We start from the raw sequence: 13,921 nt of genomic DNA, 5'->3' as shown, positions 1-13,921 counted from the left end.
CGGCCAAGGTTCCCGTTTTGCACGGCCTCGGGCCCTGTTCGCTGCATCATGCCCATTGGCGCGACAGGATCATCCGCGCCTCCAGCCCCTCGGGGGCCTGGTCGAACTCCAGCCGCCCGCCATGCTGGGCCGCGATGGTCGAGACGATCGCCAGACCCAGCCCCACCCCCGGCAGGGCCCCTGAATTCTCGCCCCGCTGGAAGGCGCCGGTCAGCCGCGCCATGTCGTCGCCCGTCAGGACCGAGCCCCGGTCGGTGACCGTCAGCCACAGCTCGTCGGCATCGCCGCCGACCCTGACCACCGCCTCGCGCCCGTATTTCAGCGCATTGTCGATCAGGTTCGACAGGGCGCGGCGCAGGGCGGTCGGCTGGCCGCGCATCAGCATGGTCTGGGCGTCGGGCGCGGCCCGGCTGGTCGTGCGCGAGAACAGCGTGCCCGCCCGGGCGGGGCGGGGCGGGGCGGTCTGCAGGGTGACGGGCAGCGCCACATCCTGGTAATCGGCCACCACCGCCTCGGCCAGCGAGGTCAGGGACAGGTCGCGGAAGGGCTCGGCCCCGATCTCGGCCCGGGTATAGGTCAGCACGCCGTCGATCATCGCGGTCATCTCGTCGATGTCGCGCTCCAGCCGGGCGCGCAGGTCGGCATCCTCGATCATCGCGGAACGCAGGCGCAGCCGGGTCGCCGGGGTGCCCAGATCGTGGCTGACGCCGGACAGGACCAGAGCGCGGTTTTCCAGCGCGGCGCGGTCCTGCGCGACATAGGCGTTCACCGCCTGCGCGGTCTGGCGCAGCTCCTCGACCCCGCCCTCGGGCAGGGCGGCGGTGCGGGCCCGGTGATCGCCCAGAGCGCGCGCGAAGGCCGCGAAGGCGCCCGAGACCTCGGCCACCCAGCCCAGCAGCAAAGCCAGCGCCGCCACGGCCGCCGCCCCGGCCCACAGGCGCCGGTCGGGCGGGGCCGCATCGCAGCCCCAGATCGCCGCGCCCTCGACCCGCAGCCACGGCCCGGCATCCTGCTGCACGAACAGGTGCGGATCGCTGCAGAACCGTGCCATCGTCCGCGCGACCGAGGCCAGCCCCGCCGCCTGGCTGCCGCCGCCCAAGCTTTGCACCTCGGCCACGGGATAGAGGATGTCGGGCGACTGGATGCGCAGCGACAGCCGCGCACCGCGCGCCAGATCGGGGCGCCCGCCGCCGGTCAGGGTGATCACCGTCTGCCGCCAGCCCGGCGGCAGCGCGGGCGCGTCGCGCAGTTGCACCAGCCGGATCCCCTCGGGCAGGCCGCTGCCGTTGTCCAGGCTGTCGGCCAGGGCCAGCCCCGCCACATAGGCCCGGTCCAGATGCCCCCGCCACGCGGCGTCGCTGGCCATCCACAGCCAGACCGCCAGCCCCCCCGCCGCCATCGCAAGGCCCACCCACAGGCTGGCCAGCATGCGCAGGCTGAAGCGGTCACTGAGGCTCACGCGTGACCTCGGTCGTCAGGACATAGCCGGTGCCGCGCTCGGTCCGGATCAGCCCGGCCTCGGTCTTGTGGCGCAACCGGCCCACCAGCATGTCGATGGCCCGGCCCGCAGACGCCCTGTCGGCGGCCTCGTCGTCGTCCAGTGCGGCGGCGATCTCCTCGCGCGTCAGGGGAATCAGGGGGTTGGCCAGAAACACCCGCAGCAGGGCGGTCTCGCGCGCCGACAGCGACACCTGCCAGCCGCCGGGCGCCGTCACCTCGTCGCGCCGCGCGTCATAGCGCCAGCCGCCGAAGGTCAGCAGGCTGTCGCGGCGCCGGTGCGACAGGCTGGGCGCGCGGCCCGCCCGACGCAGCACGGCCCGGATACGGGCCAGCAGCAGGTCGGGGTTGAAGGGCTTGGCGATGTAATCATCGGCGCCGACCTCGTAGCCCGCCATGCGCTGGTGATCGGCCGACAGGGCGCTGACCATGATGATCGGCACGTCCTGCGCCGCGCGGATCTCGGCGCAGATCGCGACGCCGTTGTCGTCCCCCAGGGACACGTCCATCAGGATCAGATCGACCCGCGCGCCCGCCAGTGCGGCCAGCGCGCCCGCCCGGTCGGCGGCGCGGGCGACATGAAAGCCCTGGCGCTGCAGATAGGCGGCCAGCATGGCGGCCATGTCGGCATCATCCTCGACCAGCAGCAGGCGGTGCAGGCTCATCCCCTTGGTCCTCCGGGGCCCGTTCTACACCGGCGCGGCGGTTTGCGTAACAGACTGTAACGCAAGGTCGTGAAATCTGCTGGGCGCATGGCTGTGCTGCGTTGCGGACATGGCTGCCGGTTTGGCATGATGGCGCCACACGCGGATCACCGATGTCCGCGCGGCAGAGATCTGGGAGGATCCATGAACATGAAATCCGTGCTGGCGGCCTCGACCGCCGTGATGCTGGCCGGGCCCGCCCTGGCCGAACCCACCGCCGAAGTGCTGCACTGGTGGACCTCGGGCGGCGAGGCGAAATCCGTCGCCGTCCTGCAGGAGCAGTTCGCGGCCGAAGGCGGCACCTGGACCGACATGCCCGTCGCGGGCGGCGGCGGCGATGCGGCGATGACCGCGCTGCGCGCCCGCGTGCTGTCGGGCAACGCCCCCACCGCCGTGCAGCTGAAGGGCCCCGCCATCCAGGAATGGTACGAAGAGGTCGGCCTGGCCGATATCGGCCCCGTGGCCGAGGAGAATGGCTGGGACGACGTCCTGCCCGCGCAGATCGCCGAGCACATGAAATGCGAGGGCCAGTGGTGCGCCGCGCCGGTGAACGTGCACCGCGTGAACTGGATCTGGGGCAACAAGCAGATCCTGGACGAGCATGGCATCGAGATGCCGACCACCTGGGACGAGTTCAACGCCGCCGCCGAGAAGCTGCAGGCCGCGGGCGTCACGCCCCTGGCCCATGGCGGCCAGAACTGGCAGGACGCGACCATCTTCGAGACCGTCGTGCTGGGTTTGGGCGGGCCGGAATTCTACCAGCAGGCGCTGGTCGATCTGGACACCGAGGCGCTGACCTCGGACACCATGAAGTCGGTCTTCGACGAGATGCGCACCATTCGCGGCTATGTCGACGACAACTTCTCGGGCCGCGACTGGAACCTGGCCACCGCCATGGTCATGAACGGCGAGGCCGCCTTCCAGATCATGGGGGACTGGGCCAAGGGCGAGTTTCTGGCCGCCGGGAAAGAGCCGGGCGTCGATTTCGTCTGCGCGCCGACCCCGGGCGAGGGGTTCCTCTACAACGTCGACAGCTTCGCCTTCTTCGAGCTGGATGGTGAAGACAAGCAGCAGGGCCAGGCGCTGCTGGCCAACCTGATCATGGGGCCGGATTTCCAGCAGACCTTCAACCTGAACAAGGGCTCGATCCCGGCGCGCACTGACGTGGCGCTGGACGGGTTCGACGACTGCGCCACCCAGTCCAATGCCGACATGACAGCGGATGCCGAGGCGGGCTCGCTGCTGCCCAGCTATGCCCATGGCATGGCGCTGCGTGGCGCGCCGGCCGGTGCGATCACCGATGTGGTGACCGCGCATTTCAACAGCGACATGTCGTCGGATGACGCCGTGGCGCAGCTGGCCGACGCCGTCGCGAACTCGATGTGATCTCGGCCTGACGACCCCGCGCCCCGATCCGGGCGCGGGGTTTTTCCCTGGGGGTTTACCGAAAAATGGAATGGCTTGAACGCAACGTGCCCAAGCTGGTCTTGGCGCCGTCCTTTGCGGCGATCATGATCTTCGTCTATGGCTTCATCGCCTGGACGGCCTGGATCAGCTTCACGCGCTCGCGGCTGATGCCGCGCTATGAACTGGACGGGGTGACGCAATATCAGCGCCTGTTCGACGCCCCCCGGTGGGACGTGGCGATGAACAACCTGTTCCTTTTCGGCGGGCTGTTCATCGTGATCTCGATGGTGATCGGGCTGATGCTGGCAATCTTTCTGGACCAGAAGATCCGGGCCGAGGGCGTGCTGCGCACCATCTACCTGTACCCGATGGCGCTGTCACTGATCGTCACCGGCACCGCCTGGAAATGGATCCTGAACCCCGGTCTGGGCATCCAGGAGGCCGTGCGGGGCTGGGGGTTCGAGACATTCACCTTCGATTGGCTGATCCGCCCCGAGATGGCGATCTACACCGTCGTGCTGGCCGCCGTCTGGCAGGCCTCGGGCTTCGTGATGGCGCTGTTCCTGGCCGGCCTGCGGTCGGTCGACACCGAGATCATCCGCGCAGCCCAGGTCGACGGCATCCCGACGCACCGCATCTATTCCGCGATCATCATCCCGACGATGGCGCCGATCTTCCTGTCGGCCTTCATCGTGCTGGCGCATCTGGCCATCAAGGCCTTCGATCTCGTCATCGCACTGACCGGCGGCGGCCCCGGCTATGCGACCGACCTGCCCGCGACCTACATGTATGCCATGGCCTTCTCGCGCGGCGATCTGGGGCAGGCGGCGTCCAGCGCCATGATCATGATGATGGTCATCTTCGCCATTGTCGTCCCGTATCTGTACAGTGAATTGAGGCCGCGCCGTGACCAGTAACACCGCATTGCGTTGGGGCCTGTACGGGATGCTGATCCTGTTCGCCCTGTTCTATCTGATGCCGCTGTTCGTCATGCTGACGACCTCGCTGAAAAGCCTCGAGGAGATCCGCACCGGCAGCCTGCTGGCCCTGCCGCGCGACATCACCTTCGCCCCCTGGGCCGAGGCCTGGTCCACCGCCTGCGCCGGCACTCAATGCGAGGGGCTGCGGCCGTTCTTCTGGAACTCGGTGCTGATGGCGGTGCCTGCGGTGCTGATCTCGACCGTGATCGGCGCGCTGAACGGCTATGTCTTCGCGCAATGGACGTTCCGGGGCGCGAACCTACTCTTTGCCGCGATCCTCTTCGGCTGCTTCATCCCGTTCCAGGTCGTGCTGCTTCCCATGGCGCAGATGCTGGGCCTGATGGGGCTGGCGGGCACGATCCCGGGGCTGATCTTCGTCCATGTGATCTATGGCCTGGGCTTCACCACGCTGTTCTTCCGCAACTACTATGTCACCATCCCGCAGGAACTGGTCCGCGCGGCCAAGGTCGACGGGGCGGGGTTCTTCCGCATCTTCTGGTCGATCTTCCTGCCCATCTCGCTGCCGATCATCACCGTGTCGGTCATCTGGCAGTTCACGCAGATCTGGAACGATTTCCTGTTCGGCGTCAGCTTCAGCGGGGCCGGATCGCAGCCCGTGACCGTCGCGCTGAACAATATCGTCAACTCCACCACCGGCGTGAAGGCCTACAACGTGGACATGGCCGCGGCGATCATCGCCGCCCTGCCCACGCTGCTGGTCTATGTCATAGCCGGCAAGTATTTCATCCGCGGCCTGACCGCCGGCAGCGTCAAGGGATAACCCATGCCCATCCTTCAGATCGATCACCTGCAGAAAGCCTATGGCGACACCCATATCCTGCACGACATCAACATCAGCATCGACGAGGGCGACTTCCTGGTCCTGGTCGGCCCCTCGGGCTGCGGGAAATCCACGCTGCTGAACTGCATCGCGGGGTTGGAGCCGATCACCGGCGGCGACATCCAGATCGCCGGGCGCAACGTGACCGGCGTCAGCCCCAAGGACCGCGACATCGCGATGGTGTTCCAGTCCTATGCGCTTTACCCGACGATGACGGTCGCCAAGAACATCACCTTCGGCATGAAGGTGCGCGGTGTCGACAAGGCGACGCAGGACACCAAGCTGGCCGAGGTCTCGCGCCAGCTGCAGATCGAGCCGTTGTTGCACCGCAAGCCCGGCCAGCTGTCGGGCGGCCAGCGCCAGCGTGTCGCCATGGGCCGGGCGCTGGTGCGCGATCCCAAGCTGTTCCTGTTCGACGAGCCGCTGTCCAACCTGGACGCGAAACTGCGCGTCAGCATGCGGACCGAGATCAAGAAGCTGCACCAGGACCTGAACGCGTCGATCGTCTATGTCACCCATGACCAGATCGAGGCGATGACGCTGGCCACCAAGATCGTGGTGATGAAGGGCGGCGTGATCCAGCAGATCGGCACGCCGGCGGAAATCTACAACAGGCCCGCCAACATGTTCGTGGCCGATTTCATGGGCAGCCCGGCGATGAACCTGATCCCGGCCCGCGTCCGCGTCGATGCCGGCCAGACCCGGATCGAGATCGCGCGCGACGGCGCCGAGCCCCTGGTCATCACCGACCCGGTGGCCCGCGATCTGCCCGCCCAGATCATCCTGGGCGTGCGTCCCGAGGACATCCACGAGGCCACCGGCAACGCCCATCTGCCCGGCACCGCGCAGGGCGCGGGCGGCGAGGTGATGATCGAGATCGTCGAGCCGGCGGGCGCCGACACCTTCGCCGTCACCCATCTGGGCGGCAAGGCGGTCACCGCGCGGCTGCGGGCCGAAAGCGCGGTCCGGCCCCGGGCGATGTTCCCCTTGGCATTCGACCTCTCGAAAGTGTCCTACTTCTCGCCTACAGATGGGGAACGGTTGAACTGATGAGGTAAGTGGATGGCGATGCTTCTGGGCGATGTGGGCGGAACCAATGCGCGGCTGGCGATCGCGCGCAACGGGACCATCGATCCGGCCACCGTCACCCGGTTCCGGGGCGACGACTTTGCCAGCTTCGACGATGTGGTGCGCCAGTTCATGGCCGAACAGCATCAGCCCCATGTCTCGTCCATGTGCATCGCCGTGGCGGGCCCGGTCAGCGGCGGCCAGGCGCGGCTGACCAACCGCGACTGGTCCTTTGACGAGGACAACCTGGCGCGGCTGACCGATGCCGATCAGGTGCGGCTGATCAACGACCTGTCCGCCCTGGGCTATTCCACACCCGCGCTGACCGGCGATCATCTGGCCACCCTGCGCGCCGCGCCCGACGACCGGTCGCGCAACGGGCAGGCGCTGGTCGTGGGTCTGGGCACCGGCTTCAACGTCTGCGCGGTCCGCGTGCTGCCCGGCGGCGCCATCACCGTCCTCGAGGCCGAAGAGGGCCACACCCATCTGCCCGCCAACATCATGGCCCGGCTGATCGACCGCTGCGGCCCGGATGCGGCGGCCGGGTTCTTCTCGACCGAGGAAACCTTCGCCGGGCGCGGGCTGTCGCGCCTGCATGCCGCCTTGACCGGCACCGGGACGATCCGCAGCGAGCAGATCGCAGAGGCCGCCGAGGCGGGCGATCCGCAGGCCGTGGCGACCTATGACCTGTTCGCGGAACTGGTGGGCCTGTTGTGCCGTGAGCTGGCTTTGCGCTTCATGCCGCTGGAGGGGCTGTTTCTGGCGGGCAGCGTGGGGCGCAGCATTGCCGACCGGATGCCCCTGTTCGAACCGGCCTTCCTGGCCGAGGCGCATATGCGCCATATCCCCGAAAACACGCCGGTTTTCCTGATCCGCGATGACATGGCCGCCCTGCACGGCTGCCTGGCCGCCCTGTCCTGACGCCCGTCCGATCATACAAAGGTTAACGCCGAAACCGCCCAAAAGGCCAAAGTCTGCTGGATTCAAAGGGTCGATCCTGTTTCTATTGGCGCAAGCAAGAAGAACGGGGCAGGCGCGATGCAGGCATATTTCAAGGCACTCCTGGTGGCCGGGGTGGCGCTTGGCGGCGCGGGCGTCGGCACGGCGCTGGCGCAAAGCTCGTCGCCCTTCTCGGGCCTCTTCGGCGGCGGCAGCCGGTCCGAGGGGCCGGTCGATCTGGACCTGCGGGTCTCGGGCGACGAGGGGGGCGAGGATGGCGCCCTGACCCGGCGCATCCGCCAGTCCCTGCTGATCACCGGCGCGCTGGACGAGGACCGGACCACCGGACAGGATCTTCTGGCGGCGGCGCGGGGCGATTATGCCCGCGTGCTGGGCCTCTTGTATGACGAGGGCTTCTACGACGCCGCCATCAGCATCACGCTGGACGGGGTCGAGGCCGCCGAGGTCGCGCCGCTGGACGCCCCGCCGCAGGTCGATCGCATCGTCGTCGCCGTCGATCCCGGCCGGGAATTCCGCTTTTCCCGCGCCCAGATCGCACCCATCGCCCCCGGAAGCGAGATCCCCCCCGACTATGTCCAGGGAGAGATCGCCGGCACCGGCCTGATGCGCAGCGCGGCGCTGGCGGGCGTGGACGGCTGGCGCAATCACGGCCATGCCAAGGCCGATGTGGGCGATCAGCAGATCGTGGCCGATCACGATGCCGCCCAGGTCGACAGCCGGATCGCCCTGGCGCCCGGCCCCGCCGTCACCTTCGGCCGCATGGCGGTCAGCGGCAACCAGCGCCTGAACGAACGCCGCCTGCGCAAGATCGCGGGCTATCCCGAGGGCACCCGCTTCGACCCCGAGGAACTGGAGACGGTGCGCACGCGCCTGCGCCGGACCGGCATCTTTTCGGCCATCACCCTGCAGGAGGCCGACACCCTCAGCCCCGGCAACACGCTGGACATGGACCTGACCGTCGTCGAGCAGGCCCCCCGCCGCATCGGCGCGGGGTTCGAGGTCTCGACCCTCGACGGGGCGCTGGTCTCGGCCTACTGGATGCACCGCAACCTGCTGGGCGGGGGCGAACGCCTGCGCATCGACGGCCAGATCAAGGACATCGGGTCCGAGACCAGCGACCGCGACGACGAGCTGACCATCCGCCTGGACCGTCCCGCCACGATCACCGCCGACACCACCGCCTATGTCGAGGCCGAGGTCGCCCAGATGCGCGAGGAGGATTATGACGAGGATACCGTCACGCTCGGCTTCGGCGCCACCCACATCTTCAGCGACCGCCTGACCGCCGACATCGCGCTGGAATACCAGTATTCGCGCGTCTTCGACGCCAATGGCCGCACCGACTTCAAGGTGCTGGCCCTGCCGATGGACGTGATCTGGGACCGCCGCGACGACCAGAACAACGCGAAAAGCGGCTTCTACCTGTCCGGCGAGGCCACGCCCTTCTCGGGTTTCGACGGCACCAGCTCGGGCTTTCGGGCCCTGGGCGAGGGCCGCGCCTACCGGTCGTTCGGGGCGGATGACCGCTTCACCTTGGCGGGCCGGGCGCGGGCCGGGTCGGTCTTCGGCACCGATATCGAGACGACGCCGCGCAACTACCTGTTCTTCTCGGGCGGGGGCGGCACGGTGCGGGGCCATCCCTACCAGTCGCTCGGGGTCGAGGAGATCGCCGGTCCCGGCGGCGTGCCGATCAAGACCGGCGGCCTGTCGGTGGCCAGCGCCACCGCCGAGGTCCGCTTTCAGGTCCGCGAGAATATCGGGCTGGTGGCCTTTGCCGATTACGGACAGGTCTGGACCGAGGGCAGCTTCGGCGGCGACACCGACGACCATGCGGGCGCGGGCCTGGGCCTGCGCTATGACACGCCGATCGGGCCGCTGCGCTTCGACGTCGCGGGGCCGGTCAGCGGCGACACCGGCAGCGGCGTGCAACTTTACCTTGGATTGGGGCAGGCATTCTGATGCGCAAGTTCTGGATCATCCTCGCCGCCCTGCTGTTTCCGTTGGCCGTGCTGGCCCAGGGGCTGTCCGATCTGACGACCGGGGCCGATGACGACCGCGGCTTCCTGACCGGGCTTCTGGAACGCAACCTGTCGGGTGCCGGGCGCCAGGTGGTGATCGAGGGCTTCGAGGGCGCGCTGTCCTCGCGCGCGACCTTCACCGAGATGCGCATCTCGGATGACGAGGGCGCGTGGCTGACCCTGCGCGACGGGGCGATCCAGTGGAACCGCTCGGCCCTGCTGCGCCGCCGGGTCGAGATCGCCGAACTGTCCGCCGCCGAGATCATCCTGCCCCGCCTGCCGCAGGGCGAGGAAACCGCCGTTCAGGCCGAGGCGCCGGTCTTCGCGCTGCCCGAACTGCCCGTGTCCCTGAACATCGACCAGATCACCGTCGAGCGCGTCGAGCTGGGCCAGCCGGTGATCGGCGTCGAGGCGGCGCTGCGCATCGCGGGCGGCTTCAGCCTGGAGGGCGGCGAGGGCGAGGCCCAGCTGACCATCGACCGGCTGGACGGGCCACGCGGCCAGTTCGTGCTGGACGCGGGCTACAGCAACGAGACAGAGGTGCTGCGCCTGAACCTGGGCTTGGACGAGGCCGCCGACGGCCTGCTGGTCAACCTGGTCGGCGTCCACGACCGCCCCGCCGTCACCGCCCAGATCAGCGGCGAGGGGCAGATCCGCGACTTTGCCGCCGACATCCGGCTGGCGACCGACGGCCAGCCCCGGATCACCGGGCAGGTCAGCGCCTCGGGCCGCACCGGCGAGGATGGCACGCCGGGCACCGGCTTCCGGTTCCAGCTGGGCGGCGACGTGGCCACGCTGCTGCGCCCCGAGGATCGCGCCTTCTTCGGCCGCGACACGCAGCTGCTGGCCGAGGGCTGGCGGGCCGAGACCGGGCGGCTGGAGATCCCCGTGCTGGACATCCGCACCGAGGCGCTGCGCATCGCCGGATCGCTGTCGACCAACGACCTGTCCGCCCCGCAGCGCGCCGAACTGCAGATGACCCTTGGGCAGGATGCCGGGGCCGCGCAGGTGCCGGTCCCGCTGCCCTTCGCAGGGCCCGAGACGACGGTCGAGACCGGCCGCCTGTCGCTGGATTACGATGCCGCGCAAAGCGACGGCTGGCGGCTGGATGGCCGCGTGGGCGCGCTGACCCTGGACGGTGTCGCCCTGGGTGCTCTGGATCTGGCGGGGCGCGGACAGGTGTTCCTGGACGATGGCGCCCTGTCCGAGGTGATCGGCGCGATCGATTTCGACGTCAGCGACCTGGCCTTCGACGATGCCGACCTGGCGCAGGCCGTGGGCGCGGGGATCGCCGGGCGGACCGGCTTCAACTTCACGCCCGGCAATGCGCTGGACATCACGAACCTGCGGGTGAGGGGGTCCGATTACGGGCTGGACGGCAATTTCCTGGTCTCGGGCCTCAGCAGCGGCATCACTTTGTCGGTGGATGCCGGCGCGCGCTATACTGATCTGGCGCGGCTCTCGGGGGTGGCGGGCCGCCCGCTGACCGGGGCCGCGGATGCCACGGTCGAGGGCTATTACATCCTTCTGAACGACAGCTTCGACATCGACGCCCGCATCACCGGGCGCGACATCACGCTGAATCAACCGCAGCTGGACCCGCTGCTGGGCGGGGCCTCGGACATCCTGCTGCAGGCGCGGCGCGACGAGCTGGGGCTGGAGATCGAGGATTTCCGCATCGATGCCAACCGCCTGACCGCGACCGCTCAGGGTCTGGTCAGCAGCACCGACAGCACCCTGCAGGCACGCATCTCGATGCCCTCGCTGGCCGATGCCGGCCCCGATTTCGGCGGCGCGCTGGAGGCTGAGGCGGCGCTGACCGGTCCGCAGGATGCCCGGAGCGTCACCGTCTCGGGCCAGACCCAAGACCTGCGCATCGGCATCGAGGCGCTGGACAACGCCCTTGGCGGCCAGACGCAGCTGGCGCTCTCTGCCCAGCAGTCGCCCGAGGGCTTCGAGCTGCAGGATTTCAGCCTGACCAACCCGCAGCTGAACGCCGAGGCCCAAGGCAGCTTTGCCCAAGGCGCGCTGGATGCGGTGGCGCAGGTGGCGGTCGCCGACCTGTCCTCGATCCGCGCCGACTGGTCGGGCGGGTTCGAGGCCCGCGCGACCCTGACCGAAGAGGACGGGGCGCGGCTGATCGACGTCACCGGCAGCGGGCAGGACCTGTCGCTTGGTCAGGCGGCGGCCGATGGCGCGCTGACCGGCACGACGCAACTGGCCTTCCAGGCGTCGGAACGCGATGGCGTCATCACGATCTCGGACGGTCGGCTGACGAACGATCAGCTTCGGGCGGTCGTGCAGGGCGTCTATGGCGAGGGCGTCACGGACCTGACCGGCGATGTCGACGTGGCCTCGCTGGCGCCCTTCGGGCCCGGCTGGCGCGGCAGCCTGCAGGCGCAGGGCAGTTTCCGCGAGGCCGGCGACGGCCTGCGGCAGCTCGAGCTGACCGGAACCGGGCGCGACCTGTCCTTCGGGCAGGCGCAGGTCGATGGCGCGCTGGCCGGAGAGACCCGGCTGGCCGTCACCGGCACCGAACAGGACGGCATCTTCACCATCCAGACGGCGCAGGTGGAAAACCCCCGCCTGACCGCCAGCGCGACGGGCCAGGTCGGCGCGGATGCGACGGATGTCGCGGTCGATCTGGAGGCGGTCGATCTGCGCTTTCTGGGCAATGGCATCAGCGGCGCGGTCTCGGCCGAGGCCCGGCTGACCGATGACGGCACCACCCGCCGGATCGAGACGACGGGCCAGGCCAATGGCCTATCGGTCGGCCAGCCTCAGGTCGATCCGATCCTGGCGGGGCAGACCAGCTTCGATCTGGCCGCCAGCCAGGGGGCCGAGGGGCTCTCTGTCCAGCGCCTCAACGTGACCAATCCGCAGCTGCAGGTGACGGCGGACGGGGCACCCGCCTCGGGCATCAACCTGCAAGCGCGGCTGGCCGATCTGGGCCTGATCGTTCCGGAATTCCCCGGTGCGGTCGCCGTGACCGGCACCGTGCGCGAACAGGGGCCGAACTTCGCGCTGGATCTGCGGGCCACCGCCCCGGGCAGCACCGAGTTGGCGATCGCCGGCACGGCGGCGCGGGACGGATCGACCACCGATCTGGCGATCACCGGCAGCGCCGATTCGGCCTTGGCCAACACGACCCTGCGCACCCGCAGCGTCTCGGGGCAACTGGCGATCGATCTGCGGCTGCAGGGCGCGCCCTCGCTGCAGGCCCTGTCGGGGCAGGTGCGGCTGCAGAACGGGCAGCTGGCCGATCCGGGGCTGGGCCTGCGGCTGGAGGCGATCGACGTGACCGCCGGATTTCAGGGCGGTCGGCTGCAGATCGACGGGGCGGCGAATGTCTCGGCCGGGGGGCGCGTGACGCTGAACGGGCCGGTCGATCTGTCGAACGGCGCCGTCGACATTGCCGTCGTGCTGGCCGAGGTGGTCCTGCGCGACCCCAATCTGTACGAGACCAGCGTGACCGGCAATGTCCGCTTCAGCGGCTCGCAGGCGGCGGGGCAGCTGATCGCGGGCCAGATCGCCCTGGGCGAGACCGAGATCCGCATCCCCTCCACGGGCCTCGGCGGCGCGCGGGCCATTCCCGACATCACCCATGTGGGCAGCCAGCGCCCGCCGGTCCGGGCCACGCGGGCGCGGGCGGGGCTGGAGGGCTATCCCAGCCAGGCAGCGCAGGAGGCGGGCCTGTCGGGGCCGCCCGCCACGCCGCCGGCCGATCCGCCGCGGCTGGATCTGGTCATCACCGCGCCAAGCCGGGTCTTCATCCGGGGTCGGGGCGTCGATGCCGAACTGGGCGGCGGCTTCCGCATCACCGGCACGCCGCGCAACGTCGTGCCGATCGGCAATCTGGAACTGATCCGGGGCCGGGTCGATCTGCTGGGCAACCGCTTCGTGTTGACCGAGGGCTTGGTCGAGCTGCAGGGCAGCCTGATCCCGGTCATCCGCCTGGTGGCCGAGACCGAGCGCGACAGCATCACCACCCGCATCATCATCGACGGCGAGGTCCGCGACCCCGAGATCACCTTCGAATCCTCGCCTGAACTGCCGCAGGAGGAGGTGCTGTCGCAGCTGCTCTTCGGTCGCGGGCTGGACAGCATCAGCCCGCTGCAGGCGGCGCAGCTGGCCAATGCCATCGCGGTCCTGGCGGGGCGGGGCGGCGACGGGATCATCGGCAACCTGCGCGAAAGCGCGGGCCTGGACGATCTGGACCTGACCACCGACGACGAGGGCAATATTGAGCTGCGGGCGGGGCGCTATCTGACCGAGAACGTCTATACCGACCTGTCCGTCGGCGAAGGGGGCCGCACCTCGATCAACCTCAATCTGGACATCACGCGATCTCTGCGGGCGCGGGGATCGGTGGGCAGCGACGGCGGCAGCTCGCTCGGGCTGTTCTTCGAGCGCGACTACTGATGGCAGCGCCGGCCCCGGTCCGGC

At 69.4% G+C, this 13,921-nt stretch carries 9 protein-coding genes; 7 read left to right on the top strand and 2 right to left on the bottom strand.

Features of this window, described 5'->3' with window-relative positions:
* Positions 1-46: 46 nt before the first annotated feature.
* Together FA743_RS07895 and FA743_RS07890 are read right to left on the bottom strand one after the other, a co-directional pair.
* Positions 47-1,459 (bottom strand): sensor histidine kinase, encoded by a 1,413-nt coding sequence (locus FA743_RS07895; protein WP_136885336.1) that lies wholly within the window; start codon positions 1,457-1,459, stop codon positions 47-49.
* Positions 1,446-2,162 (bottom strand): response regulator transcription factor, encoded by a 717-nt coding sequence (locus FA743_RS07890; protein ID WP_136885334.1) that lies wholly within the window; start codon positions 2,160-2,162, stop codon positions 1,446-1,448. The genes FA743_RS07895 and FA743_RS07890 overlap by 14 nt, the downstream gene beginning before the upstream one ends.
* 183 nt (positions 2,163-2,345) lie before the next feature.
* Here FA743_RS07890 and FA743_RS07885 point away from each other — a divergent pair, with 183 nt between their 5' ends.
* From FA743_RS07885 to FA743_RS07855, 7 genes are all read left to right on the top strand, one after another.
* Complete coding sequence (locus FA743_RS07885; protein ID WP_425467177.1) at positions 2,346-3,587, top strand: ABC transporter substrate-binding protein; 1,242 nt, start codon at positions 2,346-2,348, stop codon at positions 3,585-3,587.
* 65 nt (positions 3,588-3,652) lie between these two features.
* On the top strand, positions 3,653-4,525 hold the full coding sequence (locus FA743_RS07880; protein ID WP_136885332.1) for a carbohydrate ABC transporter permease: 873 nt from the start codon (positions 3,653-3,655) through the stop codon (positions 4,523-4,525).
* A 28-nt stretch (positions 4,526-4,553) separates the two neighbouring features.
* Positions 4,554-5,369 carry a carbohydrate ABC transporter permease gene (locus FA743_RS07875; protein ID WP_246054897.1) on the top strand — a complete coding sequence of 272 codons (816 nt, stop codon included), beginning with the start codon at positions 4,554-4,556 and terminating at the stop codon, positions 5,367-5,369.
* Positions 5,370-5,372: 3 nt separating this feature from the next.
* Complete coding sequence (locus FA743_RS07870; protein ID WP_136885328.1) at positions 5,373-6,479, top strand: ABC transporter ATP-binding protein; 1,107 nt, start codon at positions 5,373-5,375, stop codon at positions 6,477-6,479.
* 12 nt (positions 6,480-6,491) lie between these two features.
* Positions 6,492-7,418: a glucokinase gene (locus tag FA743_RS07865; RefSeq protein ID WP_136885326.1), complete on the top strand. Its 927-nt coding sequence runs from the start codon at positions 6,492-6,494 to the stop codon at positions 7,416-7,418.
* A gap of 117 nt (positions 7,419-7,535) precedes the next feature.
* Positions 7,536-9,416, top strand: a complete 1,881-nt coding sequence (locus FA743_RS07860; protein ID WP_136885325.1) for an autotransporter assembly complex protein TamA — start codon at positions 7,536-7,538, stop codon at positions 9,414-9,416.
* On the top strand, positions 9,416-13,897 hold the full coding sequence (locus tag FA743_RS07855; protein ID WP_136885324.1) for a translocation/assembly module TamB domain-containing protein: 4,482 nt from the start codon (positions 9,416-9,418) through the stop codon (positions 13,895-13,897). The genes FA743_RS07860 and FA743_RS07855 overlap by 1 nt, the downstream gene beginning before the upstream one ends.
* Positions 13,898-13,921 lie beyond the last annotated feature (24 nt).

Origin of the sequence: Paracoccus gahaiensis, assembly GCF_005048225.1 — a bacterium.
GTDB classification, from domain to species: domain Bacteria; phylum Pseudomonadota; class Alphaproteobacteria; order Rhodobacterales; family Rhodobacteraceae; genus Paracoccus; species Paracoccus gahaiensis.
This window is presented reverse-complemented; position numbering and strand designations above follow the sequence as displayed.

Excerpts from the sequence above, each read along its gene's own strand:
- FA743_RS07890 (WP_136885334.1), bottom strand. The coding sequence starts at position 2,162 with ATGAGCCTGCACCGCCTGCTGCTGGTCGAGGATGATGCCGACATGGCC.
- FA743_RS07885 (WP_425467177.1), top strand. The coding sequence starts at position 2,346 with ATGAACATGAAATCCGTGCTGGCGGCCTCGACCGCCGTGATGCTGGCC.
- FA743_RS07880 (WP_136885332.1), top strand. The coding sequence starts at position 3,653 with ATGGAATGGCTTGAACGCAACGTGCCCAAGCTGGTCTTGGCGCCGTCC.
- FA743_RS07875 (WP_246054897.1), top strand. The coding sequence starts at position 4,554 with ATGCTGATCCTGTTCGCCCTGTTCTATCTGATGCCGCTGTTCGTCATG.
- FA743_RS07870 (WP_136885328.1), top strand. The coding sequence starts at position 5,373 with ATGCCCATCCTTCAGATCGATCACCTGCAGAAAGCCTATGGCGACACC.
- FA743_RS07865 (WP_136885326.1), top strand. The coding sequence starts at position 6,492 with ATGGCGATGCTTCTGGGCGATGTGGGCGGAACCAATGCGCGGCTGGCG.
- FA743_RS07860 (WP_136885325.1), top strand. The coding sequence starts at position 7,536 with ATGCAGGCATATTTCAAGGCACTCCTGGTGGCCGGGGTGGCGCTTGGC.
- FA743_RS07855 (WP_136885324.1), top strand. The coding sequence starts at position 9,416 with ATGCGCAAGTTCTGGATCATCCTCGCCGCCCTGCTGTTTCCGTTGGCC.